This window comes from Trinickia symbiotica, from assembly GCF_003028655.1.
Taxonomy (GTDB): Bacteria; Pseudomonadota; Gammaproteobacteria; order Burkholderiales; family Burkholderiaceae; genus Trinickia; species Trinickia symbiotica_A.
This window is the reverse complement of sequence record NZ_PYUC01000008.1, coordinates 221,654-245,997: the sequence shown is the minus strand read 5'-3', so window position 1 is coordinate 245,997 and position 24,344 is coordinate 221,654. Positions and strand designations below refer to the sequence as shown.

At 67.3% G+C, this 24,344-nt stretch carries 20 protein-coding genes, 1 pseudogene and 1 riboswitch; of the genes and pseudogenes, 13 read left to right on the top strand and 8 right to left on the bottom strand.

Features of this window, described 5'->3' with window-relative positions:
* The first annotated feature begins 47 nt into the window (after positions 1–47).
* A riboswitch (cobalamin riboswitch) is annotated at positions 48–287 on the top strand.
* 107 nt (positions 288–394) lie between these two features.
* The 7 genes and pseudogenes from C9I57_RS17630 (at position 395) to C9I57_RS33280 (ending at position 6,977) form a co-directional block, all read left to right on the top strand.
* The gene (locus C9I57_RS17630) at positions 395–2,389 is read left to right on the top strand and encodes a TonB-dependent receptor plug domain-containing protein (RefSeq protein ID WP_107151921.1); all 1,995 of its coding nucleotides are present in this window, start codon (positions 395–397) and stop codon (positions 2,387–2,389) included.
* A 42-nt stretch (positions 2,390–2,431) separates the two neighbouring features.
* Positions 2,432–3,433, top strand: coding sequence for a FecCD family ABC transporter permease (locus C9I57_RS17625; RefSeq protein ID WP_107151920.1), 1,002 nt, complete (start codon positions 2,432–2,434; stop codon positions 3,431–3,433).
* Positions 3,430–4,230, top strand: coding sequence for an ABC transporter ATP-binding protein (locus C9I57_RS17620; protein WP_258187695.1), 801 nt, complete (start codon positions 3,430–3,432; stop codon positions 4,228–4,230). Before C9I57_RS17625 ends, C9I57_RS17620 begins: the two co-directional genes overlap by 4 nt.
* 16 nt (positions 4,231–4,246) lie before the next feature.
* Positions 4,247–5,383 (top strand): nicotinate-nucleotide--dimethylbenzimidazole phosphoribosyltransferase, encoded by a 1,137-nt coding sequence (gene cobT / locus C9I57_RS17615; protein ID WP_107151919.1) that lies wholly within the window; start codon positions 4,247–4,249, stop codon positions 5,381–5,383.
* Entirely contained in the window at positions 5,380–6,183 is an 804-nt protein-coding gene (locus C9I57_RS17610; protein WP_107151918.1) for an adenosylcobinamide-GDP ribazoletransferase, read from the top strand. Before cobT ends, C9I57_RS17610 begins: the two co-directional genes overlap by 4 nt.
* Positions 6,168–6,551, top strand: a pseudogene (locus C9I57_RS33285) (histidine phosphatase family protein); the annotation flags it as partial. The gene C9I57_RS17610 and the pseudogene C9I57_RS33285, both read left to right, overlap by 16 nt.
* Positions 6,546–6,977 (top strand): histidine phosphatase family protein, encoded by a 432-nt coding sequence (locus C9I57_RS33280; RefSeq protein ID WP_258187708.1) that lies wholly within the window; start codon positions 6,546–6,548, stop codon positions 6,975–6,977. The pseudogene C9I57_RS33285 and the gene C9I57_RS33280, both read left to right, overlap by 6 nt.
* A 53-nt stretch (positions 6,978–7,030) precedes the next feature.
* Here C9I57_RS33280 and C9I57_RS17600 read toward each other — a convergent pair whose 3' ends face one another.
* The gene (locus tag C9I57_RS17600; protein WP_107151916.1) at positions 7,031–8,062 is read right to left on the bottom strand and encodes a cobalamin-binding protein; all 1,032 of its coding nucleotides are present in this window, start codon (positions 8,060–8,062) and stop codon (positions 7,031–7,033) included.
* Positions 8,059–8,655 carry a bifunctional adenosylcobinamide kinase/adenosylcobinamide-phosphate guanylyltransferase gene (gene cobU / locus C9I57_RS17595; RefSeq protein ID WP_107151915.1) on the bottom strand — a complete coding sequence of 199 codons (597 nt, stop codon included), beginning with the start codon at positions 8,653–8,655 and terminating at the stop codon, positions 8,059–8,061. Before cobU ends, C9I57_RS17600 begins: the two co-directional genes overlap by 4 nt.
* A gap of 350 nt (positions 8,656–9,005) precedes the next feature.
* Between cobU and C9I57_RS17585 the strand changes: the two genes are divergently transcribed.
* Positions 9,006–9,635, top strand: coding sequence for a ParA family protein (locus C9I57_RS17585; protein WP_107151913.1), 630 nt, complete (start codon positions 9,006–9,008; stop codon positions 9,633–9,635).
* A 34-nt stretch (positions 9,636–9,669) separates the two neighbouring features.
* On the opposite strand, the gene panD is transcribed toward C9I57_RS17585, so the two are convergent.
* The 4 genes from panD to C9I57_RS17565 form a co-directional block, all read right to left on the bottom strand.
* The gene (panD, locus tag C9I57_RS17580) at positions 9,670–10,056 is read right to left on the bottom strand and encodes an aspartate 1-decarboxylase (protein WP_107151912.1); all 387 of its coding nucleotides are present in this window, start codon (positions 10,054–10,056) and stop codon (positions 9,670–9,672) included.
* A 10-nt stretch (positions 10,057–10,066) separates the two neighbouring features.
* Positions 10,067–10,900 carry a pantoate--beta-alanine ligase gene (panC, locus tag C9I57_RS17575; protein ID WP_107151911.1) on the bottom strand — a complete coding sequence of 278 codons (834 nt, stop codon included), beginning with the start codon at positions 10,898–10,900 and terminating at the stop codon, positions 10,067–10,069.
* Positions 10,901–11,047: 147 nt separating this feature from the next.
* Positions 11,048–11,917 carry a segregation and condensation protein A gene (locus tag C9I57_RS17570; protein ID WP_107151910.1) on the bottom strand — a complete coding sequence of 290 codons (870 nt, stop codon included), beginning with the start codon at positions 11,915–11,917 and terminating at the stop codon, positions 11,048–11,050.
* Positions 11,918–11,919: 2 nt separating this feature from the next.
* Positions 11,920–12,105, bottom strand: a complete 186-nt coding sequence (locus tag C9I57_RS17565; protein ID WP_107151909.1) for a DUF3460 family protein — start codon at positions 12,103–12,105, stop codon at positions 11,920–11,922.
* A 288-nt stretch (positions 12,106–12,393) separates the two neighbouring features.
* Here C9I57_RS17565 and C9I57_RS17560 point away from each other — a divergent pair, with 288 nt between their 5' ends.
* Both C9I57_RS17560 and C9I57_RS17555 read left to right on the top strand, forming a co-directional pair.
* Entirely contained in the window at positions 12,394–14,127 is a 1,734-nt protein-coding gene (locus tag C9I57_RS17560; protein WP_258187707.1) for an autotransporter assembly complex protein TamA, read from the top strand.
* A gap of 13 nt (positions 14,128–14,140) precedes the next feature.
* Complete coding sequence (locus C9I57_RS17555) at positions 14,141–18,310, top strand: translocation/assembly module TamB domain-containing protein (RefSeq protein ID WP_181321867.1); 4,170 nt, start codon at positions 14,141–14,143, stop codon at positions 18,308–18,310.
* Between the two features lie 24 nt (positions 18,311–18,334).
* Here C9I57_RS17555 and metG read toward each other — a convergent pair whose 3' ends face one another.
* Positions 18,335–20,506, bottom strand: a complete 2,172-nt coding sequence (gene metG, locus C9I57_RS17550) for a methionine--tRNA ligase (protein ID WP_107151908.1) — start codon at positions 20,504–20,506, stop codon at positions 18,335–18,337.
* Between the two features lie 355 nt (positions 20,507–20,861).
* Positions 20,862–21,527, bottom strand: coding sequence for an OmpA family protein (locus C9I57_RS17545; protein ID WP_107151907.1), 666 nt, complete (start codon positions 21,525–21,527; stop codon positions 20,862–20,864).
* Between the two features lie 285 nt (positions 21,528–21,812).
* On the opposite strand from C9I57_RS17545, the gene apbC reads away from it, so the two are divergent.
* The 3 genes from apbC to dcd all read left to right on the top strand — a co-directional run bounded on the left by apbC (position 21,813) and on the right by dcd (position 24,246).
* Positions 21,813–22,901 carry an iron-sulfur cluster carrier protein ApbC gene (gene apbC, locus C9I57_RS17540; protein WP_107151906.1) on the top strand — a complete coding sequence of 363 codons (1,089 nt, stop codon included), beginning with the start codon at positions 21,813–21,815 and terminating at the stop codon, positions 22,899–22,901.
* A 136-nt stretch (positions 22,902–23,037) separates the two neighbouring features.
* Positions 23,038–23,583, top strand: coding sequence for a superoxide dismutase family protein (locus tag C9I57_RS17535; RefSeq protein WP_018443102.1), 546 nt, complete (start codon positions 23,038–23,040; stop codon positions 23,581–23,583).
* A gap of 93 nt (positions 23,584–23,676) precedes the next feature.
* A complete protein-coding gene (gene dcd / locus C9I57_RS17530; RefSeq protein ID WP_107151905.1) occupies positions 23,677–24,246 on the top strand; it encodes a dCTP deaminase in 570 nt (189 codons plus the stop codon).
* Positions 24,247–24,344: the final 98 nt, after the last annotated feature.

Here is a 24,344-nt window from a genome sequence, read left to right as displayed (position 1 = left end):
GCAACGAGGCCCGATCGGCAATTGTTGACGCACCCCGGTTGCACTCCTACACTTGCGGCACTTTGGTGCCCGCGCGCTCGCCCCGATGCGCGCGGTTAAACGGGAAACAGGGAGCATGGCCCGCCCCGGGCCGAGCCAACCTGTGCTGCCCCCGCAACGGTAAGCGACATGCATCGCGAAGATCGCGATGCAAGATCGGTCCGAATGCCACTGCGCGTGTCGAGCGCGCGGGAAGGCGGACGCGATTCGTCGCCAGCCCGGATACCGGCCAAAGCGGGAGCGCGGCCGCTTCGCCTGTCGTGCGGATTACGCGCGGCAAGCGTCGCTCGGCCCGCTCATGACAAAGCGGCCTGCGGGGAGCGGGCCGCGTGCCGATCCCTAGGAAAACCATACGATGCCCACGCCCCTGGTACGCGCGACGCTCGTCGCGTTGGCCGGCCTGCCGCTTGCCGCACTTGCGCAGTCCGCGCCGGACGATTCCACGTCGCCCACTTCGTCTCATCCGTCCGCTTCTTCCGCTTCGTCATCATCCGCTTCCTTGCCCTCATCGTCGAGTGCGCCGCAGGCGGCCAAGATTGCCGCCCCGTCCAGAAGCGTCACCGGAGCGACCGAATCGGACGGCGTGCCGCTCACGCCGATCGTCGTCACCGCGCAGCGAGGCGCGCAGCCGCTCGCCGATGCCATCCCGCAGACGACGCGGTTCGATCGGCAGGACATTGAAGATTCGGCCGCCACCGATCTACCCGGCTTGCTCGCGCTTGCGCCGGGCGCGCAGATCGTTCGCAACGGCGGCCCCGGGTCGAACGCGACGCTGATGCTGCGTGGCGGATCCGCGACGCAGTCGCTCGTGTTGATCGATGGCGTGCGCGTCGACTCGGTGAGCCTCGGACAAGCGCAGATCGCACAAATTCCGCTTTCGCAGATCGATCACGTCGAAGTCGTGAACGGCGACGTCTCGGCGCTTTACGGCTCAGCAGCGATGGGCGGCGTCGTGCAAGTTTTCACGAAGGACGGCGGCGGCGACCATCCGCCGCGCTTCCATTTCTCGCTCGGCTACGGCAGCTATCACACGCAGACGCAGGCGCTCGGCGTCGACGGCGCATTGGACAAGGACGGCAAGACCACGTTCAGCGTCGAGTTGTCGCGCTACAAGACCGACGGCTTCTCGTCGATCGATCCCGCGCTCGCCCCCGCCGCGAATCCGAACGCGAACGGATATTTGAACGAGAGCCTCTCGGTGGCGCTGCGCCACAAGTTCAGCGAGAACTGGGACGCGGGCGTGCGCTTTTTTCAATCGGACGGCAACGACAGTTACGACAATGCATTCGGCGTACCGACCGATGTCAACAACCTCTACAGCAAGGTACGCCAGGCATCGGTGTTCGCGAACGGCAAGCTGACCGACTGGTGGACGACGCACTTTACCGTGGCCGAGGGCGACGATCGTTCCGTCGCCAAAACGAACGGCGTCTACAACAACCGCTTCGACACGAACAACCGCCAATACACGTGGCAGAACGATTTCAAATTCGCTCCCGCACAGAAGGTCCAGATCGGCTACGAGCGGCTCGAACAGAGCCTCGACTCCGATATCTTCGCCGCACCCGATCGCCACGTGAACTCGTTCTTCGCGGGCTATGCGGGCCGCTTCGGCGCAAGCCAGATTCAGGCCAACGTGCGGCGCGATCAGTACTCCGATTTCGGCGCCGCGAATACCTACTATCTCGGCTATGGGTTCGACGTCACGGAGCGGTGGAAAGTGACGGCAAGCTACTCAAGCGCATTTCGCGCGCCGAGCTTCGACGATCTATATTTCCCAGGCAGCGGCAATCCGTCGATCCGGCCCGAGCGCAGCCATTCCGTGGAGGCGGCGCTGCAGTACGCTTCGGACTCGCTGGGGGTGCTGCGGCTCACGGCGTTCGAAACCCGTTATACCGACTTGATCAACTACGTGTCGACGCAAGGCGGGCTCTTCTTCGTCGCTCAGAACGTCGGCCGCGCGAAAGTTCAGGGGCTCGAAGGCTCATGGAGCGGCCATGTCGGCAAGACCGATGTGCGCGCCGCGCTGACGGTGCAAAATCCCGTCGACGAGGACGCGGACACCGATCTCGTGAGGCGTGCGCGGCGCTTCGCGTCGCTTTCGGCGAATCGTTCGATCGGCGCCTGGCGCGTCGGCGGGGAATGGATCGTCAGCAGCGAGCGCAACGACAACGGCGTCAAGCTCGGCGGCTACGGCCTCGTCAACCTCTCGGCGCGCTATAACATCACGAAGGCGTGGTATGTCAGCGCGCGAATCGAGAACCTCTTCGACAAGAACTATGAGCTCGCTTATCCCTACAACACGCCAAGGCGCAGTGCGTTCATCACCGTCGGCTGGCAGCAGCAGTAGCGTATGCACGTAAGCCGCTCGGCCTCTCTCGCGCGCCCGGCCATGAGCGGCAAGCGCGCGGTCGCGATCTGGCTCGCGCTCGCCCTCGGCGCGAGCGCGATCTTCGTGGCGGCGCTGACGCTCGGCAGCGTCGAGATGACGCCGTGGCGCGCGCTCGCGGCGCTCGTCCATGCGCGCGGCGCCGGCCTCGATTCGAGCGCGGAGATCGTGCGCACGCTGCGGCTGCCTCGCGCGCTCGCCGGGTTCGCCTGCGGCGGATTGCTCGCGCTTGCCGGCGCGCTCCTGCAGGTGTTGCTGCGCAATCCGCTCGCCGACCCGTACGTGCTCGGCGTGTCGGGCGGCGCGGCCGCGTCCGCGGTGTTCGCGCTGCTCGCGGGCGCGGCATGGTGGACGGTCGATGCGGCGTCGTTCGCCGGCGCGCTGCTCTCGATCGCGCTCGTGCTCGGCCTCGCCAGGCGCGACCTTTGGCGCGGCGAGGCGCAGGAAGCTTCGCCACGGCTCCTCCTGACGGGCGTCGTGCTCGCGACGGGTTGGGGCGCGGTCGTCACGCTTCTCCTGACGCTCGCGCCCGACGAGCGCCTGCGCGGCATTCTGTTCTGGTTGACGGGCGATCTGAACGGTGCCGGCGCGCCGTGGCCGGCCGTGGCCGCGCTCCTGGTCGCCGTCGCCGTCAGCGTGCCGGTGGCACCGCAACTCAACGTGCTGTTGCGCGGCGAAGCGCTCGCGGCGGCACTCGGCGTGCCGGCGGCGCGGTTGCGGCTGCGCATCTATTTCGTCGCATCGCTCGCGGCCGCCGTGGCCGTGACGACGGCGGGCACGATCGGCTTCGTCGGCCTCGTCGTGCCGCATGCGCTGCGGCTTGCGTTCGGCAACGATCAACGCATGCTCGTGCCCGCTTCGGCGCTGGCGGGCGGTATCGTCGTGATGGGCGCGGATCTCGTCGCACGCACCGTCATCGCTCCCGCGCAGCTACCCGTCGGCGTGGTGACGGCGATGGTCGGCGTGCCGACCTTTCTCTGGATGCTCATGAGGAGACGCGCATGAGCGAGGAAGGGATGAACGGCGCGTTGTCGACTGAAGCGCTGGTATTGCGCGCGGGCGAGCGCCTGTTGCTCGACGGTCTGACCCAGACGTTCGGGACGGGCGAAATCTGGTGCGTTGCCGGGCCCAACGGCGCCGGCAAGACGACGCTGATCTCGACGCTCGCTGGATTCCTGCGGCCGGCCGCCGGGCACGTCGCGCTCGACGGCGAGCGCCTCGACAAGTGGCCATCGGCGCGGCTCGCGCGGCGTCGCGCATTGATGCCGCAAAGCACGCACGACGCGTTCAGCGCAAGCGTGCTCGATGTGGTTCTCCTGAATCGCTATCCGTATCTGAGCGGCTGGGGTTGGGAGGCCGAAAGCGATCGCGCGGCGGCCCACGCCGCGCTCGAAGCCCTCTCGCTCGGCGCGCTCGCGGCACGTGACGTGCGTTCGCTCTCGGGCGGCGAGCGCCAGCGCGTTTCGCTGGCCGCGGCACTGAGCCAGGATGCAGCGCTTCTGCTGCTCGACGAGCCGCTCGCCCATCTCGATTTGCATCATCAAATCGAATGCCTGACCACACTGGTCAGCTGGATGAAAGGTGCGCCGCGCACGATCGTGTTTTCATGTCACGATCTCAATCTCGCACGCCGCTTCGCCACGCATGCGCTGCTGATGGACGGCTCCGGCGCTGCTTACGCGGGGCCGGTGACGGACGTATTGACTCCCGGGCTCGCGAGTCGCGTGTTCGGCTACCCGCTCGTCCTGATCCGGCAGGACGGCTACGAAGCGCTGGTGCCGGCGCTTGCACACGATTGGTGACCTACCGCTACTGCATATGAACAGTCCACTCCCGCTGCCCGTCGTCGAACCGCTCGATCGCTCGTTGGAGGGCACGCTTTCACGGATCATCGACACGAAGACGAAACCGCCGGGCAGTCTCGGCATGCTCGAAGCGCTCGCGCGCCGGATCGGCATGATTCAGCAGACCGTGCAGCCGTCGATCCGGCGGCCCACGATGATCGTCTTCGCCGGCGATCACGGCATTGCGGAGGAGGGGGTGAGCCCCTATCCGCAGGCCGTCACGGTGCAGATGGTCGCCAATTTCCTCGCGGGCGGGGCAGCCATCAACGCCATCAGCGGCGTCACGGGATGCACGCTCGAAGTCGTCAATGCGGGCGTGGCGACGCCGCTCGGTACGCTGCCGGGACTCGTCGACGTTCCGATCGGCCCCGGCACGCGCAACTTCGCTCGTGAAGACGCGATGACGCGCGAGGAGGCCCTGGCCGCGCTGCTCGCGGGCGCGGCGCGCGTCGATCATCATGCGTCGCTCGGCACCAACGTGGTCGGCTTCGGGGAGATGGGAATCGCCAATACGTCGTCGGCGGCTTGTCTCATGAGCCGGCTCGTCGGCGTGCCGATCGACGAGTGCGTCGGTCGCGGCACGGGCCTCGACGACGCGGGGCTCACGCGCAAGCGCAATGTGCTTGCCGGGGCGCTCGCGCGTCGCCGCGATGCGATCGAACCGCTCGACGTGCTCGCCGCGTTCGGCGGATTCGAGATCGCGATGATGACAGGCGCCTATCTGGCGGCCGCGCGCGCGAAGATGACGATACTCGTCGACGGCTTCATCGCGTCCGCCGCGCTTGTCGTCGCGCACGCGCTCGCGCCCGCCGTCATCGACTATTGCGTGTTCGCTCATTTGTCGGACGAAGCCGGGCACCGGCGCATGCTCGACTATTTCGACGCGAAGCCGCTGCTCTCGCTCGGTATGCGACTCGGCGAAGGCACGGGGGCCGCGCTTGCGCTGCCGATCCTGCGCGCGGCCGTCGCTTTTCTGACCGAGATGGCGAGCTTCGAATCGGCCGGGGTCGCGACGCGCGGCGAACTCAGCGAGGACGCGGGTGCGCGCTCCGGCCGGTCGGACCCGTTGGGTGTATCCGGCGCATCAGGCACTGGGAGCCTCGGGCGATGAAAGGCGTGGGCGAACCGCCAGGGCGCGCGGATGCGCGCTTTGCCGATCCCCGCGTGGAGCTTCGCTATCTGTGCGCGGCGCTCGGCTATTTCACGCGCATACCCGTGCCGCGCGGGTTCGGCGGCGACGCGTCGGATCTCGCCGGGGCGATCCGGTATTTCCCGCTCGTCGGCGCCCTGGTCGGCGCCATCGGTGCCGTGACGTATCTTGTCGCGCTACGTGTCTTGCCGCCGTCGATCGCAGTGCTGCTTTCGATGGTCGTGACGCTCGCGGCAACTGGCGCTTTCCACGAGGACGGGCTCGCCGATTGCTGCGACGCGTTCGGCGGAGGCGCGACGCGCGAAGACGTCCTGCGGATCATGCGCGATTCGCGGATCGGCGCGTTTGGTGCAATTGGGCTCGTCGTCGCATTCGCGCTCAAGTGGCAAGCGCTCGTCGCGCTGCCGCCGCTCGTCGCGGCCTGGCTCATGATCGCGGCGCACGCCGCGAGCCGGGCGATGGCGGCGAGCTTTCTCGTGACGCTCGACTATGCGCGCCCCGAGGGCAAGGCCCAGCCCGTCGCCCAGCGGATGTCGCCGCGCGCCTACGGACTCGCCGCGGCGCTCGGGCTGCCTTGGCTTCTCTGGCCGGATTGGCGCGCCGGGTTGTTGGCGCTCGGCGTCGCGCTTGTGCTGCGCGTCGCGATCGCCCGGTACTTCACCAAGCGCTTGGCGGGATACACCGGCGATTGCCTCGGCTTCGCGCAGCAAATCTTCGAGCTGTCGATTTATCTCAGCGTGCTCGCATGGATCTCCTCCTGATTCGTCATCCCGCGACGGCCATCGACGCGGGCATCTGCTACGGCCGCAGCGACGTGCCGCTCGCCGGCGACGCGCGCGCGGCGTCGGATGCGCTTTTCGAGCGCTTGACCGGACTCGGGGCGCCGCCGCCGCAAACGCTCTGGACGAGCCCGCTGCGACGCTGCGCAAGCGTCGCGGCGTGGCTTGCACGCGATTGCGGGTGCGTCGCGCGGGCCGATCCGCGCTTGCAGGAAATCGACTTCGGCGCATGGGAGCGCATGCGCTGGGACACGATTGATCGCGCGGCCCTGGATGCATGGGCGGCCGATTTTGTCCATGCGCGTGTGCATGGGGGCGAGAGCGTCGCGCAGTTCGCGGCGCGCGTGGCGGCCTGGTTCGAGACAAGAGTGGCGCCGCCCGGCGCTTCGGGCGCTTCCGACGCTTGGCGTGGCTCCGGCGTAGCGGCTGCGCAAGCGCTTCCACGGTCGTCGGCCGCGCGCGTTTTGCCGGGGGCGCCCGGCTCCGCAGCCGCTGGATCATCCGTTTCCCCTGATTCATCCACTTCGGAGAGCCGGCTGCTTGTCGGGGCCCCCACTTCGCAAGGGTCTGCGTCTTCGATACCGCCGGCGAGCGGCGTCGAAGCGCCGACGGCCTACGTCGTCACTCATGCGGGCGTCATTCGGGTGCTCGCCTCGCTTACGCTCGACATCTCCCTCAAGGAACTGCAGGAGTGGCCGCTCGATCTCGCGGCCATTGTCTGGCTGCGCAAGGAAGGCGACGACGGCGGCTGGCGCCTCGTCCGATGGAACGCCTGAGCGCCCTGCGCCGTGCCCGTAGGGGATACCGTTCGGGGATAGGGCCGCGGTGGTTACTTCGGGCGGCGTGAACGCGCGATGTCGAGATCGCGGCAGAGCGCCGCGACACCGAGCGCCAAGCGCGGTCCGGGCCGGTCGATGAGGTCGGCGTCGAGGACGAAGAGGTTGCCGCGGGTGACGGCCTCCAATCGGGGCCAGGCGCGCCATATCGCGAACTCGGGCGCGCTCGCTTGGAGGAGGTCTTCTCGGGGGGCGCCCGAAGCGGCTGCGCTCGTCGAGGCGCCATAGGCGAACCCCTCGGAGGCACCCGTTTGCGTCGTTGCCGCGACCGGATCGGCCGTGACGATCGCCTCAGGGTTCGCGGCGATCACGGCTTCGGTCGAGACGGTCGGCACGAGCGGCGCGAGGCCGGCAAAGACGTTGCGGCCGCCGCAGAGGGCGATCGCATCGCTGACGAAATGCGTGCCGTTCAGCGTCATGAGCGGCCGGCTCCAGACCTGGTAGAACACGTTGACCGGGGGCCGGTCCGCATACTGCGCGCGCAGCTTTGCGATCTTTTCCCGGTATTCGCGCGCGGCGGTGTCGGCTGTCGGTGCGCTGCCGAGCAGCACGCCGAGCTTTTCGAGGTCCGTGGCGACGTCGTCGAGCTTGTGTGGTTCGCTGCGAAAGATCGCGATGCCGAGCGCGCGCAGCTTCGCCAGCTGCCGTTCATCGTTGCCATGCCGCCAGACGACGATGAGGTCCGGCTTCAACGCGACGATGCGCTCGAGATCGAGTGCAGTGTTGCTGCCGACGCGCGGCAGCCCTTTCGCGGCGGGCGGATAGTCGCTGTACGAGACGGCGCCGACGAGCTTCGCGCCACCGCCGGCCGCGTAGACGAGCTCGACCGTATGCGGCGCGAGCGCGATGACGCGCTGCGCGGGCGCCGCAAGCGTCACTGTGACGCCTGCGTCGTCGGTCACCGTAAGCGCGGCGTGCACGGTGAGCGAGGCGCCGAGCGCGAGCGTAGCGGCAAGACCGGCGGAGATCGTCCGAACGTAGGCGCGGGCCGGCAACGCCGCCCGTCGGCGTAGAGACGGCTTCATCGCGCGCCTGCCCCTTTGACTGCGACGGGCAGCCCCGCCACCATCAATGTCACGTGTTTCGCCAGGCTCGCGACGCGTTGGTTCAGCCGGCCGAGCTCGTCCACGTAACGGCGCGTGACCGAGCCGAGCGGCACGACTCCCAAGCCGATTTCGTTGCTGACGACGATGATCTTGCCTTGTGCGGCGGCGAGCGCGGCCTCGAACGCGTCGAGGTGCGCCGTCAGTGTCTCGGCCGCAAGCGCCCCCGGCTCGTGAAGCGGAGAGTCGGCCGGCGCGTTCGAGGCCGCGGTGTCGATCGGGCAGAGCAGGTTCGCGAGCCAGAGCGTCAGGCAATCGATGAGTACGCAATGATCGCCGCCGTCCGCGCCGCGCAACGCGCCGGCCAGATCCGCACCTGCTTCGACGAGTCCCCAATGCGCAGGCCGCCGCGCGCGGTGATGGGCGATGCGGGCGGCGAATTCGTCGTCGGCGCCGCAGGCCGTGGCGATGTAGGTGACGGGTCGCGCGCTTGCCACCGCAAGCTGCTCGGCGTACATGCTTTTGCCCGAGCGCGCGCCGCCGAGCACGAAGGTGATGTCCGGAATGGTGTTCATCGGCGGAATTGTATCGTTCGGCGCTGGGCGGTCGTCCCCACCGGGACTTCCTCCGGGAGCACGCAGAGCATGCTCCCTCCGGTCGTCCCCACCGGGACTTCCTCCGGGCGCACGCAGAGCATGCTCCCTCCGGTCGCCCCCACGGGGACTTCCTCCGGGAGCCCCCAAAGGGTGCTCCCTCCGGTCGCCCCCACGGGGACTTCCTCCGGGAGCCCCCAGAGGGTGCTCCCTCCGGTCGCTGTTTGGGGGGCGGGCGATTTGCCGATATTATCGTCAGCGCGATGCCTCTGATAAGTTGTGAGCGAAATGGCAAACCGGCCGCGCGACGCGGCCTTCTACCGGGAGACTCCATGACGGTAATCGTGGTAGCCAACCCCAAGGGCGGGGTCGGCAAGAGCACGCTATCGACCAATCTGGCGGGTTATTTCGCGGCGAGCGGCGAATGGGTCGCGCTCGCCGATCTCGATCGGCAGCAGTCCGCGCACGACTGGCTAGCCTTGCGGCCACAGGGTTTGCCGCCGATCGAAGCCTGGGAGGTCGATCCGGACCAGCCAGCCAGGCCGCCGAGAGGGCTCGAGCACGCCGTCGTCGATACGCCGGCCGGCCTGCGCGGAAACCGTCTCACCGCGGCGCTCGGGCTTGCCGACAAGGTCATCGTGCCGCTGCAGCCGTCACTGTTCGATATTCTTGCAACGCAGCATTTTCTCGAGCGCCTCGCCGAGGAGAAGGCAGTGCGCAAAGGCGCGATCGAGATCGGCGTAGTGGGAATGCGTGTCGACGCCCGCACGCGCTCGGCCGATCAGCTCCACCGCTTCGTGGAGGGCTTGAAGCTTCCGGTGCTCGGCTATTTGCGCGATACGCAGAACTACGTGCAGCTCGCCGCGCACGGCCTCACGCTGTGGGACGTCGCGAAAAGCCGTGTCGAGCGCGATCTCGAGCAATGGGAGCCGATTGCCGCCTGGGCCGCCAAGTCCAAATAGGCGAACGCGTCACCGGCTCCTCGGAGGCGAACCGTCAGGTCCAGTTTTGCACCGGCACGTGGCCGCGGCTGCCCTTCGCTTTGTTGTGCTCGTCGACGAAGACGAGCTTGGGCTCCCAGCCCGCTTCGAGCTCCGCTTCGTCGATCATCGCGAAGGCCGCGATGATGACGAGGTCGCCCAGTTGCGCGCGCCGCGCGGCCGAGCCGTTCAGCGAGATCATGCCGCTGCCGCGCTCGCCGCGGATCGCATAGGTGGAGAACCGCTCGCCGTTGTTGATGTTCCAGACGTCGATGCGCTCGTTCTCGACGATATTCGCCGCTTCGAGCAGATCCTCGTCGATCGCGCACGAGCCCTCGTAGTGCAGCTCGCAATGGGTGACGACGGCGCGGTGGATCTTCGATTTGAGCATATGGCGCTGCATGATCGTTTCCTCAGATCTCGAGATTGTCGATGAGGCGCGTCGCGCCCAGCTTGGCGGCGGTGAGCACGACGAGCGGTGCGTCCGTTTCGTGCGCGGCCGGCGCGACGAGGTCCGAGCGTTTGCGCACGGCGACGTAGTCAGGTTTCCAGCCGCGTGCGGCGAGGCTTGCCATCGCCTCGCGCTCGAGCTTGCCGAAATCGCGCTCGCCGGCCAGCACGGCCTCGCGCAAACGCGCGAGCGTGGCCGCCAACATCGGCGCTTCGGCGCGCTCGGTTTCGCTGAGAAAGCGGTTGCGCGAGCTCAGCGCGAGACCGTCCGCGTCGCGCACGGTCTCGGCGGCGATGATGTCCGTCTGCAGCGCGAACTGGTGGCACATCCGCCGCACGATCATCAACTGTTGGTAGTCCTTCTTGCCGAAGACCGCCACGCGCGGCTGCACGCAGGCCATCAGCTTCATCACGACCGTGCAGACGCCCGTGAAGAAGCCGGGACGGAACTCGCCCTCGAGGATATCGCCTAGGTCGTGCGGCGGGTGCACGCGGTACTCCTGCGGCTCGGGGTACATGTCGCGCTCGGTCGGGGCGAAGAGAACATAGACGTTCTCCTTCTCGAGCTTATCGATGTCGGCCTGGAGCGTGCGCGGATACTTGTCGAAGTCCTCGTTCGGGCCAAACTGCAGACGATTGACGAAGATGCTCGCGACGACCGGGTCGCCGTGCTGGCGCGCCAGCCGCATCAGCGACAGGTGACCCTCGTGCAAATTGCCCATCGTCGGCACGAACGCCGTACGGTTCTGGCCGCGCAACTGGTCGCGCAATTCCTGGATCGAGCTGATGACTTTCATGGAGACCGGGTTTTTCGCGCTGGCGCGAGGGGGTTCAGAGCGCGCCGATTGTAGTGGATTTACTCGTGGGTGGCACTCGATTGCACTCGACCGCGCTGGAACGCTGGAACGTGCCGCCGACCGGAAGCGCTGCGATCCGCACCGCCGTCAAGCAGGCAAGTAAGCGAGCCGCACGTAGATCGGAGCGAACGCTTCGGCCTGCGTGATCTCGATCAGCGATTCGCGCGAGAGCTCGAGCATGGCGATGAAGTTGACGACGACGACGGGCACGCCGCGCGACACGTCGAAGAGCTCAGAGAACTCCATGAAGCGCGCGTTTTGCAGCCGCCGCAGGATGAGACTCATGTGCTCGCGCACCGAAAGCTCTTCGCGCGAGATCTTATGGTGCTGCACGAGCTTGGCGCGCTTCAGCACGTCGGCCCAGGCGGCGCGCAAATCGTCCGTCGATACGTCGGGGAAGCGCGGCGCGATGCTTTGCTCGATATAGACCTCAGCGCGCAGAAAATCGCGCCCGAGCTGCGGCAGGCGATCGAGCTGCTGCGCCGCGAGCTTCATCCGCTCGTATTCGAGCAGGCGCCGGACCAGTTCGGCGCGCGGATCCTCGGCTTCATCGCCTGTATCGGCTTTCTTGACCGGCAGCAGCATGCGCGACTTGATCTCGATCAGCATCGCGGCCATGAGCAAGTACTCCGACGCGAGCTCGAGGTTCGACTTGCGCAGTTGCTCGACGTAGCCGAGGTATTGCGCAGTCACGTCGGCCATCGGAATGTCGAGAACGTTGAAGTTCTGCTTGCGGATCAGATACAGCAATAGGTCGAGCGGACCTTCGAACGTCTCGAGGAAGATTTCGAGCGCATCCGGCGGAATGTAGAGGTCCTGCGGCAGCTTGAAGAGCGGCTCGCCGTAAAGGCGCGCGAAAGCGACGCCGTCGACCGTGTCGGGCGTCGTATCGGTGGCTGGCGCGGTCAGCGCCGCTTGCGGCTCACGCGAGCGCTCGACCTCGTCCGCGGCGCTCACGCTCAGAAGTTCTGGTAGTAGACGTACGGCGTCTGCTTTACGCGGGAAGCTTGCTGATTGGCGCGCTCTTCCAGATCGACAGGCTGCTTGTCCCAAAGCAGCGCACGGCCGCGCCGCTGTTCCTCTTCGAGCGTGGGCCGCTGCTGTTTCAGTTCATTGAGAAACTTGGTGATATCCGATTGATACATGGCTCGACGATCGCGGAAAATGGGGAAGAGTCGAGATCGGGCGTACCCTCTCGATGAATCGAGATTTTAGCGCATGCGCGGCCAGCCGGAACAACGCGCGGCGAGCGCCGTCCAATCCCGGCGCGCGCCCGGCGCGCCGACAACGAAGGGAGGGCCCGTTTGCGGGACGCCGTAACCGATTCGCCGCGTGGCTCGCGCCGCGGACGCAGGCGCGCCGCGCCGGCCGCGGCGCTCGCGCTCGTCGTGCGGCCCTTGAGGCCCCTGCGACCCGTGCCGCCCGCGGGCCGCGTGCGCGGCTGGCTTCTCGCCGCCCTGGGCGGGCTGCTTCTCGCGCTATCGGCGCCGGCCGCCGCCCGATATCGCATCGACATCGATGCGCCGCGCTCGGTCCGCAAGCTGCTCGAGCAGCATCTCGATCTGGCGCGCTTCGCCAAGCGGGACGACGTCAGCGACGATCAATTCGAGTTCCTCATTACCGCCACGCCGCAACAAGTACGCGATCTCGTCGCGACCGACGGTTACTTCTCGCCCGTCGTGCGCACCGACGTGCGAACCGCGGGTGGCAAGCGAAACGTTACCGTGCACGTCGATCCGGGCCCGCGCACGACCGTTACCTCCGTCGAGCTCGCGTTCGAAGGGCCCGTTTCGACGGAGGCGCCCGCCCGCGAGAACGCGGTCCGTTTCGCCTTTTCGTTGCACGTCGGGGATCCGTTCACACAATCGGGTTGGAGCGAGGCGAAGGATGCGGCGTTGAAAGCGCTGCAGGCGCGACGCTATCTCGGCGCCAAGATCGCCCGTTCGGAGGCGCGCATCGACCCGCTGCGAAAGTCCGCGGCGCTTTCCGTGACATTCGCGAGCGGGCCGACCTTCACGCTCGGTCCGCTCGACGTTTCCGGCGTGCGCCGCTATCCGGGGTGGATCGTGACCAACGTGAACCCGCTGTCGGTCGGCGAGACCTACAACAGCGAACGCATCGCCGAGCTCCAGCGCCAGCTGCAAAACACGCCGTACTACGCGAGCGTGGCGATCGACATCGACAACGACGTTGACAAGCCGCACGATACGCCGGTCCATGTGAAAGTCAGCGAGTATCCGTATAACAGCGTGCGCACCGGCGTCGGCTATGCGACCGATACCGGCGCGCACATCCAGGGAGCCTACTCGTACTTGAACACGTTCGGCGCCGCCTGGCCGTTTTCGGTGCAAGGCCGGCTCGACCAGATCCAGCAGTACGGTCAGATCCAGCTCTCGATGCCGCCGGGCAAGCGCGGATGGGTCAACAGCGCGCTCGCCTCGTACACGACGACGAACGTCTCGGGCACGCGCATCTACAGCGCGCGCGCGGGCCTGCAGCGCACGCGCACGTCGCAGTTCATCGACTATGCCTATTCGATCGAGTACTACTCCGACCGGCTCGATCAGAATACGGCGGGCCCCACCACGAGCCATGCGCTCATGCCGCAATGGTCGTGGACGCGCCGACACGTCGACGACCCGCTCTTTCCGCGCTCGGGTAACCTGCTTCATGCGGAAGCCGGGTTCGCGATCAAGGGGCTGCTCTCCGATCAGACGTTCACGCGCGCCTATGCTCGCGGCGAGCAGTATCTGCCGATCGGCAAGCGCGATCTGATGGTGTTCCGAGCCGAGTTCGGCGGCGTCTTCACGACGGGCGGCTCGAGCGGCATTCCCGCCTCGCTGCTCTTTCGCGCGGGCGGCTCGAACTCGATCCGCGGCTACGGATTTCAGAGCATCGGCACGACCGTCGACGGCTCGGTCTTGCCGGCGAAATATCTGATGACGGGGACGGCCGAGTATCAGCATTGGTTCTCGCACGACTGGGGCGCAGCCGTGTTCTACGACATCGGCACCGCGACCGATACGTGGCACGACAAGACGTTCTATCCGGGCGTCGGCGTCGGCGCGCGCTGGCGCAGCCCGGTCGGGCCGATCAACGTCGATCTCGCCTACGGCATCCGCAACCGGAGCGTGCGGCCGTACCTGACGCTTGGCATCGCTTTCTAAGTTCCCACGGAGTATGACGAACGAATCGCCGCCCCCGCCATCCGCCGCCCCGAAGCCGCCCGCTCCGCCTTCGCCTCCCGGCGGCGCCGCGCCACCTGGGCCGCCCGAGCGGCCTGAACCGCCGCGGCGGCGTCGGCATCGCGCCTTGCGCGCGGCGCTTTGGACGGCCGGCGCTCTCGTGGTTCTCGTCGCGTTCGCCGGGTTCGCGCTCTACGGTGCGCTGACGACCGAGCGAGGTACCCGGCTCGCCTGGCAAGCGGCAGTCGCGGTCTCGGGCGGCCGCTTGTCGGGCACGCTGATCGGCGGCACCCTCGCGACGGGCGTGCAGCTTGCCGATGTCCGTTGGCGCAACGGAGCGACGACGGCAGCCGAGGCGCCAGCACCAGCGGCGTCGAGCGCATCGGGGCCGGCGGCAGGCGCCACAGATATCCGCATCGATCACCTGACGGGGCGCTGGGCGCTCACGCACTCGCCGTGGCGCTTCACCCTCGAAGAACTGAGCGCCGGAACGATCGACGCGCAGCTCGCGCCGTCCGGCCGCCATGCGCCGCTCAGGCTGCCGACGAACCTGAGGCTGCCGCTCGAGGTCCAGATCCGATCGGTCGCCGTCGACAGGCTGCGCCTTCGGAACGGCGCGAGCACGGAGGAGTACGATCGATTGAGGCTGCATGGGCGCAGCGACGGGCGCCATCATGCGCTGTCGCTCGACGGGATCGACACGCCCTACGGCGCAGTCACCGCGGAGCTGTCGCTCGACGGCGTTCGGCCCTTCGCGCTCGCGGGCGACGTCGGCTATGCCGGCAAGGTCGACAAAGAGGCGGTGCGGGCGAGCGCGCATCTGTCGGGCACGCTCGAAGCGCTCGCCGCCGATGTCGCCGCGAGCGGCTTCAAGCTGTCGGGCCAAGCGCACGTCGAAGCGGAGCCGTTCGCTGCCGTTCCGCTCAAGCGCGTCGCGCTCTCGTTCGCCCATATCAATCCGCAGGTTTTCAGCGCGGGCGCGCCGTTCGCCGACTTGTCGATCGAGGCGCGGCTTGCGCCCGTCGCCGGCTCGAGCGGCGCCTCGCTCGTCGTCGCGGGACCGCTTTCCATCGTCAACGCCGCGCCTGGGGCGATCGACGCCAGGTTATTGCCGCTGATCGACGCCCGTGCCGACGTCCGGTTCGACGCGAACACCGAGCGCATCGACAACCTGCGCGTGAGGCTCGTGCCGGGCGCGACGCTCACGGGCGGCGGCGTGCTGCACCGGGGAAAAGGTCGTCTGGACCTGCATGCGACGGGGCTCGACGTCAATACGCTCACGCCCTATGTGCGGCCCACCGCGTTCGACGGTCCGATCGGCATCTCGCTCGACGGCGGGGCGCAGTCGGTCGATTTCGATCTGACCGACGAGCACGCGCGGCTCGGCGCGCGCGCCAAGGTGACGCTCGACCGAACGCGGATCGCGCTGCAGGGCGTGCGCGTGAGCGCAGGGGCCGGCCGTGTCGAGCTCGACGGCACGCTCGCGCGCGATGTACGCGAAGGCTACGACCTGCGCGCTAAGCTCAGCGATTTCGATCCGCGTTTGCTGATGGCTTCTGCGGGCACGGCGAAGGCGCGTTCGCCCGCAGGCGGTGCGAAGGTTCCCGCAACGACGACCCACAGCGCCGCGGCGAGATCACCCAAGAAGCTACCGAAGTTGCCGGAGGCCCGCGTGACGGCGACGCTGGCGGCGACGGGCGCGCTCGCGCCGGCGTTCGCGACGAAGCTGCGCTTCGAGCTCGGCGACAGCGTCTACGACGGCTTCCCGTTCACGGGCTCGGGGACGGTGCAACTCGTCGGCAAGCGGCTGCTGCCGAGCGACGCGGCGCTTTCGATCGCGGGCAACGACGTCGAGCTGCACGGCAGCTTCGGCGGCCGCGGCGACCGGTTGCGCTTTCACGTCGCGGCGCCGAGGCTCGATCGGCTCGGATTCGGCCTGGCCGGCACGATCGTGGCCGACGGCGATCTGACGGGCACATTGGCCCATCCCGATGCGACGCTGACGTACGACGCCAAAGACGTCGCGTTCGGAGAGAACCGTGTCGGGGCGGCGACGGGCCGCGCGTTGATTCGCGACGGCGCGAATGGGGCGCTCGAATTCTCGACGGATGCGCGCGACATCCATACCAATGCGGGCGACTTCACGAGCCTGTCGGCCCATGCGAGCGGCACGCGCGCGAAGCACACGTTCGATGTCGCGGGCAAAGGCACGGTGCGCGGCCGGCCCGTCGACCTGACGCTGGCCGCCTCGGGCGGCTTGAAGGAGACGCCCGGCGGTCCGCGCTGGGACGGCACGGTGACGCGCCTGGCGAACCGCGGCATGCCGTCGCTCGAGCTGCAATCGCCGCTGGCGGTAACGGCGTCGCGCGAGCTCATCACGCTCGGCGCAACGCGGCTCGCGCTCGAAGGAGCGCGCTTCGACCTGAAGTCGTTCGCGTACGATCATGGGGCGCTCAGCTCGGCCGGCTCCGCTACCAACCTGTCGATCGGCCGTCTGCTCGCCGTGCGCGAGGAACTGACCGGTACGCCGTCGCGCGTGAGAAGCGATCTCGTGCTCGCGGGCGATTGGGACTTCTCGGTCGGCCGCGCCGCGCGCGGATATGCGCGTATCGATCGCGTCAGCGGCGACCTATCGGTCGATACGGGGCGCGGCGGGCTCGTGCCGCTCGGGATCACGGCGCTCGGCGCCCGCGTGGAAGCGAGCGGCGGCACACGGATCACGGCGACGCTGCACGCCGCGGCGAGCCGGCTCGGCAAGGCCGATGCCAATGCGAGCGTGCCGCTCGCTCCGGACGCGGCGCGCGGCGGCTTGCTCAGTGTCAGCGCCGATGCGCCGCTTGCCGGCGCAGTGACGGCCGACGTCCCGTCGCTGAAAACGACGGGCGGCCTCATCGGCCCGAGCTACCTGCTCGACGGCCATCTCGCGCTCGCATTGACGCTGGCCGGCACCGCGGCGAAACCGGCCGTATCGGGCTCGCTGACAGGCGACGGCCTTTCGGCGACATGGGTGGACCAGGGCGTACAACTGAAGGATGGCGTGGTGCGCGTGGCACTGTCGAACAATCTCGTCGAATTTCGGCAGGTCGAGTTCCACGGCGGCAAGGGCACCTTGCGCGCGACGGGGCGCATCGGGCTCGATCGCACCGAGCCCGATCTGACAGCGCAAATCCTCGCGGACAAGCTCGAGCTGTTCGCCGCGCCCGATCGACAGCTCTCGCTCTCGGGCAGCGCGACGGTCGCCAATGGCGGCCCCGAAGGCGGGATGGACATCAACGGCAAATTCACGGTGGATCGTGCGCGCTTCGATATGCCCGAGCGGCCGGCGCCGAAGCTGTCGGACGATGTCGTGATCGTGCGCGACAACGGAGGCCGGCCGAGCGGCGGCAATGCGACGCAAGCGTCGTCCGACACGACGCAATCGATGAACAAGCCGGTCGGCCGTTTCGCGCCGCGCGCCAACATCGATATCGATCTGGGCTCCGATTTCCGCTTCCGTGGCCAGGGCGCCGATCTCGGCCTGCGCGGGATGGTGACACTGATGTCGGCGCCGTTGAAGCCGCTACGGGCGATCGGCAACGTGCGCGTGACCGAAGGCTCGACCTACACGACGTTCGGCCGGAAGCTCGCGATCGAGAACGGGTTCTTCACGTTCAATGGCCCCGTGGCGAATCCCGGCATCAACATCCTGGCGATGCGGCGCAACCAGGACGTCGAAGCCGGGGTACAGGTCACCGGCACAGTCGGCGCGCCAGTCGCCAAGCTCGTCTCCGAGCCGAACGTGCCGGACGACGAAAAGCTCTCATGGCTACTGTTCGGCCATGGGACCGATCAGGGCAACAACCTCGGCCAGCAAAGCACGATGACGACGGCGCTCGCGCTGCTCGGCAGCGCGACGGGCAAGCGCGTCGCGCAAACGGTCGGGCTCGACGAGGTCTCGGTGGGCCGCAGCGAAGTGGGCCTGACCGACCCACAGGTCGTGATGCTCTCGAAGGCGATCACCGAGCGGCTCGTGCTCGGCTACGAGCAGGGGCTGCAGTCAGCCAGCAATGCCTTTAAGGCGACCGTGAATCTGTCGCGCTTCTGGTCCGTTTCCGCTTACGGCGGTACGTTCCAGGGCCTCGACATCAGCTTCAGCCGCCGTTTCGATGGCTTCTGGTCGCGCTAGGCCCGTAAGCAGGGCGAGCATGCCTTAACGCACGCGCATGCCCGGCCGCGCGCCGCTGTGCGGCTCGAGGATGTAAAGGCCCGGCTCGGCTTTTTCGTCGGCAGCGGAGGCCGCGAGCACCATCCCTTCGGAGACGCCGAACTTCATCTTGCGCGGGGCGAGGTTCGCGACCATCACCGTCAGCTTGCCGACGAGATCTTCGGGGCGATAGGCCGACTTGATGCCCGAGAAGACATTGCGCGTCTTCGCCTCGCCTACGTCGAGCGTGAGCTGGAGCAGCTTGTCGGAGCCTTCCACGGCCTTGCAATCGACGATGAGCGCCACGCGCAGATCGATCTTGGCGAAATCGTCGATGCCGATGACGCCGTCCGCGTTCGCGTTCGCGACGGTCACCTCGGCCTTGGCGCCTTTCGCGCCCTTTCCGTTGGCCTGCTGACCCTTGCCGGCCTCCGCGGGCTGAGCGTTTTGCTCAGCGGGTGCGCCGCTCGCGGGCTGCAGGCTTTGGCGATTGGCCGCGACGAGCGCTTCGATCTGCTTCGCGTCGACGCGCGTCATCAGATGCTTGTAGGCATTGATCGGCCGTTCGGACGAGAGCGGCCGAGCGGCGTCCGCCCAGACGAGCGGCGCGACGCCGAGGAACGCTTCAACGTTCTCGGCGAGCACCGGCAGCACGGGTTTCAGTGCGATCGAGAGCAGGCGGAACGCTTCGATGCTGACGCTCACCGTCTCGTGCAACGCGACGGCGTTGGCCGGGTCTTTCGCCTGATCCCAGGGCTTGGCTGTGTCGACATAGGTATTGACGGCATCCGCCAGCTCCATCGTCTGGCGGATGGCGCGGCTGTACTCGCGCGCTTCGTAATGCGCGGCGATCTGCGGCAGGGCCGCGCGCAACGTATCGAGCAGCGGATGGCGCATCGCGCTGTCCTGCACGCGTCCGTCGAACCGCTTCGTCAAGAAGCCGGCCGCGCGGCTCGCGATGTTGACGTACTTGCCGACGATGTCGCTATTCACGCGCGCCTGGAAGTCCTCGAGGTTGAGGTCGATGTCTTCCATCGTCGAGTTCAGCTTGGCGGCGAGGTAGTAGCGCAGCCATTCAGGGTTGAGGCCCGTTTCCACGTAGCTCGACGCGGTGATGAAGGTGCCGCGCGACTTCGACATCTTCGCGCCGTCGACGGTCAGGAAACCGTGCGCGAAGACGTTCGTCGGCGTGCGGTGCCCCGAGAATTCGAGCATCGCGGGCCAAAAGAGCGTATGAAAATAGAGGATGTCCTTGCCGATGAAGTGATACTGCTCGGCGTCGGAGCCTTTGCGGATCCAGCTCTCGAAGTCGAGACCCTTGCGCGCGGCCAGGTTCTTGAAGCTCGCGTAATAGCCGACCGGCGCGTCCAGCCAGACGTAGAAATACTTGCCCGCCGCCCCGGGGATCTCGAAGCCGAAATAGGGCGCGTCGCGCGAGATGTCCCAGTCGGCGAGCTTGGCCTCGCCCGCCTCGCCGAGCCACTCCCTCATCTTGTTCGTGGCCTCGGGCTGCGCGAGGCCGCTGACCCATCCGCGCAGGAACGCTTCGCAGCGCGGATCGGAAAGCCGGAAGAAGTAATGCGTCGACGTCCTGCGCACCGGCGTCGCGCCCGAGACGACCGAGTACGGGTTGATCAGGTCCGTCGGCTGATAGGTCGAGCCGCAGACTTCGCAACTGTCGCCGTACTGGTCCTTGGCGCCGCACTTCGGGCACTCGCCTTTGATGAAGCGGTCCGGCAGGAACATTTCCTTGACGGGGTCGTACGCCTGCTCGATCTCGCGCGCATCGATGAACCCTGCCTCCTTCAGCGCGAGGTAGATCGACTCGGATAGCTCGCGGTTCTCTTCCGACTCGGTCGAGTAGTAGTTGTCATACGAGATGTGAAAGCTCGCGAAGTCACGCTGGTGCTCGCGCGCCACGCGCTCGATCAGCGCGGCGGGCGTGATGCCCTCCTTTTCGGCGGACAGCATGATCGGCGTGCCATGGGCATCGTCGGCGCAGACGTAGTAGACCTCGTGTCCGTGCATTCGCAGCGCGCGCACCCAGATATCGGTCTGGACGTGCTCGACCATGTGGCCGAGGTGGATCTGTCCGTTCGCGTAAGGCAAGGCGGACGTGACGAGAATCCGGCGGCGCGGTGCGTCGGTGCTGGCGGCGAATGGGGCGTGCGATGTCATCTGCGTTTCGGGACGGACTGCGGGTGCAAGGGGAAGCAGCGATTTTAACAGGCGGGGCACGCTTCATCGTGCCGGGGGCCCAGGGCGGGCGATTCGGGCGCCACGGACGAGGCAAAAGGCACGGGGCAAAAAAAAAACCGGGGCAATCGCCCCGGAGCAACAACGACAAGAGGAGAATGGTGACGCGGCTGGCTCGCGCCAACCACGTACCAATTCTAGTGACAGCGAATCGCTCGGCGAGTTCGAAATTTTTTTCGATTCGTTTACCGGGAGATTCTGGGCGGCTTCCGAGCCCGTCCGACGGGGCTCCCGGCCGGTTTTGGAAGCGTGCCCCGCCGGGTCCGCTCGTTAATCCTTACTGATAACGCGGTTGTTGACCGGGCTGAGCCGTCGCACGCAAATAGATTTCGACGCGGCGATTTTGGGCGCGGCCGGCGTCCGTATTGTTGTCGGCGACCGGATTGTTCTCGCCGTAGCCCTGCGCGGCCAGGCGGTTGGGCGAAACGCCGTGCCCGGTCAGATAACTGGCCACGCTCTGGGCGCGATTCACCGAAAGCGTCTGGTTGTACTGAGGGCTGCCCGTGCTGTCGGTATATCCGCGAACTTCGGCGACCAGCTCGGGATGCTGTTGCATCTGCGTCGACAGCTCGTTCAGCGTCGGGTAGAGCGCCGGGTTGATCTGGTAGCTGTTCGTCGCGAACGTCACGTTGCTCGGAATGTTCAGCTTGAGCGAGCCGTCCGGCTGCTCGCTGACCTGCGTGCCCGTTCCCCTCGACGCCCCCGAGAGTCGGTTGCGGATCGCATCCCACTTATAGCCCGTGATGCCGCCGAGCAGCGCACCGGCGCCGGCGCCGATCGCCGCCCCCTTGCCGCCGCCCGCCAGCGCGCCGATGACGGCGCCCACGCCGGCGCCGGCGCCCGTGCCGTAGGCGGCGTTCGTCTGGTCTTGCGTCGCGCAGCCTGCCACGAGCGCGCCGGCCACCGTCAACACTGCCAGGCGGGTCACTGTTTTAGCTTGCATTTTTTAGGTCCTCTCATAAAAACGTGTCGGAACGGCGTAACCGTGCCGCGCGCGAGCGTCAGCCGACGCCTGCGGCGCGAACCACTACAATAGCGTTTATGCGGCCTGATGCGGCCCCACGGTGTGCCGACGCGAAGGTGCCCCTCGGGCCTCGTTTTGGCAATGGCACGCAACATTTTTTTTCAATTTTCCGCTTAACGGCGAGCGGGGCGCCGGTCGCTCGCAATGCGAGCGCTGTCCATCCGTCCGTTCGCCGCAAGCCGTTTCCTTTCCGGAGTCGTCTCAATGAGCATTGATCGGGCCTTGGTCGACGCTGCCCTCGCGGCCGTCACGGACCCCAACACGGGCCGCCCGTTCTCGGCAGCGAAAGGCGTCAGGAACGTCACGATAGACGGCACGACGGTGCGTGCCGAAGTCGTCCTCGGCTACCCCGCCAAAACGCGGCACGAGGCGCTGCGCGCGCTCGTCGAGGGCGAGTTGCGCAAAGTGCCCGGCGTCGAGCGGGCCGAGATCGCGATCTCGCAGTCGATCGTCGCCCATGCCGTGCAGCGCGGCGTCAAGCTGCTGCCGAACGTCAAGAACATCGTCGCCGTGGCCTCGGGCAAGGGCGGCGTCGGCAAGAGCACGACGGCCGTCAACCTGGCGCTCGCGCTCGCGAGCGAAGGCGCGTCGGTGGGCGTGCTCGACGCCGACATCTACGGGCCGTCGATCCCGACGATGCTCGGCATTCATGACCGGCCCGACTCGCCGGACGGCCAGTCGATGAATCCGCTCGAAGGCCACGGGGTGCAGGCGAACTCGATCGGTTTTCTCGTCGAGCAGGACAACCCGATGGTCTGGCGCGGTCCGATGGTGACCTCGGCGCTCGAGCAGCTCCTCAGGCAGACGAACTGGCGCGAGCTCGACTATCTGATCGTCGACATGCCGCCCGGCACCGGCGATATCCAGCTCACGCTCGCGCAGCGCGTGCCCGTGACCGGGGCCGTCATCGTGACGACGCCGCAAGACATCGCGCTCATCGATGCGAAGAAGGGCTTGAAGATGTTCGAGAAGGTCGGCGTGCCGATTCTTGGCATCGTCGAGAATATGAGCATTCATATCTGCTCGAATTGCGGTCACGCCGAGCACATCTTCGGCGCGGGCGGCGCCGAGCGGATGGCGGGCGACTACGGCGTCGAGCTGCTCGGCAGCCTGCCGCTCGATATCGCGATCCGCGAGCAGGCGGACAGCGGGCGGCCGACCGTCGTCGCTCAGCCCGACGGGCGCGTGGCCGAGATCTATCGCGAGATTGCGCGCAAGGTTGCGATCCATATCGCCGAGCGCGCGCGCGACATGACGTCGAAGTTCCCGAGCATCGTCGTGCAGAACACCTGAGCGCGGTTGCGCCCCGGCCGTTCGGACATGCCGCGCGCGTACGCCGCGCGTCGCGGTATCATGTCGCCTTCGCTTGAGTCCGGCATGGCGGTGCCCGCATGAGGCGTGAAGGGTACGCGGCCGGCGTGAGGATCGCATGAGAGAACGAACCGACGGGCGGTGCGCGCATGCGCTGAGCGTCCTCGCCTGTATCGGCCTGCTGGGCCTGATGGGCGCGACGCTCGCCGGCTGCACCGCTTTTTTCGGACCCCACGAAAAGCGCGCGAACGCGCAACTGCTCCCGACCGTCGGCAACACGGCGCGCGGCTCCGTCACGTTCATCGAGCGCTCGGATGGCGTCCAGGTCACCTATAACCTGACCGGCCTGCCGGCCAACAGCGATCATGCGCTGCAAGTGCACGAGCGCGGCGACTGCAACGCGGCGGACGGTTCGAGCGCGGGCGCCGTCTTCGCGCCGGCGGCATCGCGGCTCCGGGCGGGCGTGCGCGTGGAGGGTGATCTCGGCAACATCCATGCGGATGCCACGGGCGTGGCAACGGGCTTCATCGTCGCCCCCGATCTGGCGCTCGACGGCGTGCGCTCGGTGATCGGCCGTTCCGTGCTGATCCACCGCGAACCGGACGATCCGGCGTTCCCCGATCACAGCGTCGGTCCGGCGCTTGCCTGCGGCACGATCCGCTAGCGGGCGCGGCGGCGAACGACGAGCGGCGGACGCCGCGAGGCGATTGAAACCAGCGAGCAGTGAAAGGCAGGCTCCGAGGCTAACGACACCTTTATGACAATCAAATCCGACAAGTGGATTCGGCGCATGGCCGAAGAGCACAAGATGATCGAGCCGTTCACGGCCGATCAGGTGCGCACGGCCGAGGACGGCCGCAGGATCGTGAGCTACGGCACGTCGAGCTACGGGTACGACATTCGCTGCGCGGACGAATTCAAGATCTTCACGAACATCAACACGACGATCGTCGACCCGAAGAACTTCGACGAAAAATCGTTCGTCGATTTCAAGGGCGACGTCTGCATCATTCCGCCGAACTCGTTCGCGCTCGCGCGCACGGTCGAGTACTTCCGGATTCCGCGCAACGTGTTGACGGTGTGTCTCGGCAAGTCCACGTATGCGCGTTGCGGAATCATTGTCAACGTAACGCCGTTCGAGCCCGAGTGGGAAGGCTATGTGACGCTCGAGTTCTCGAACACGACGCCGCTGCCGGCGAAGATCTACGCGAACGAGGGTGTCGCACAGGTGCTCTTTTTCGAGAGCGACGAGGTGTGCGAGGTCTCGTACGCGGACCGCGGCGGCAAGTACCAGGGCCAGCACGGCGTCACGCTGCCGAAGACGTGACGCGTCGTCCGTCATACTGTTGACGCATAGCGGCGAGAAGCTGTCAGGTTGTTCGAGCGACCGCTCGGCACGGAGCTGAAACCGGGCCGGCGGTCCTT

Coding starts and splice junctions, on each gene's coding strand:
- cobU (WP_107151915.1), bottom strand. CDS start 8,655: ATGAACACCATTCCGGACATCACCTTCGTGCTCGGCGGCGCGCGCTCG.
- panD (WP_107151912.1), bottom strand. CDS start 10,056: ATGCAGCGCCATATGCTCAAATCGAAGATCCACCGCGCCGTCGTCACC.
- C9I57_RS17600 (WP_107151916.1), bottom strand. CDS start 8,062: ATGAAGCCGTCTCTACGCCGACGGGCGGCGTTGCCGGCCCGCGCCTAC.
- C9I57_RS17630 (WP_107151921.1), top strand. CDS start 395: ATGCCCACGCCCCTGGTACGCGCGACGCTCGTCGCGTTGGCCGGCCTG.
- C9I57_RS17620 (WP_258187695.1), top strand. CDS start 3,430: ATGAGCGAGGAAGGGATGAACGGCGCGTTGTCGACTGAAGCGCTGGTA.
- dcd (WP_107151905.1), top strand. CDS start 23,677: ATGACAATCAAATCCGACAAGTGGATTCGGCGCATGGCCGAAGAGCAC.
- C9I57_RS17585 (WP_107151913.1), top strand. CDS start 9,006: ATGACGGTAATCGTGGTAGCCAACCCCAAGGGCGGGGTCGGCAAGAGC.
- C9I57_RS17545 (WP_107151907.1), bottom strand. CDS start 21,527: ATGCAAGCTAAAACAGTGACCCGCCTGGCAGTGTTGACGGTGGCCGGC.
- C9I57_RS17625 (WP_107151920.1), top strand. CDS start 2,432: ATGAGCGGCAAGCGCGCGGTCGCGATCTGGCTCGCGCTCGCCCTCGGC.
- panC (WP_107151911.1), bottom strand. CDS start 10,900: ATGAAAGTCATCAGCTCGATCCAGGAATTGCGCGACCAGTTGCGCGGC.
- C9I57_RS17565 (WP_107151909.1), bottom strand. CDS start 12,105: ATGTATCAATCGGATATCACCAAGTTTCTCAATGAACTGAAACAGCAG.
- C9I57_RS17535 (WP_018443102.1), top strand. CDS start 23,038: ATGAGAGAACGAACCGACGGGCGGTGCGCGCATGCGCTGAGCGTCCTC.
- C9I57_RS17610 (WP_107151918.1), top strand. CDS start 5,380: ATGAAAGGCGTGGGCGAACCGCCAGGGCGCGCGGATGCGCGCTTTGCC.
- C9I57_RS17555 (WP_181321867.1), top strand. CDS start 14,141: ATGACGAACGAATCGCCGCCCCCGCCATCCGCCGCCCCGAAGCCGCCC.
- cobT (WP_107151919.1), top strand. CDS start 4,247: ATGAACAGTCCACTCCCGCTGCCCGTCGTCGAACCGCTCGATCGCTCG.
- apbC (WP_107151906.1), top strand. CDS start 21,813: ATGAGCATTGATCGGGCCTTGGTCGACGCTGCCCTCGCGGCCGTCACG.
- metG (WP_107151908.1), bottom strand. CDS start 20,506: ATGACATCGCACGCCCCATTCGCCGCCAGCACCGACGCACCGCGCCGC.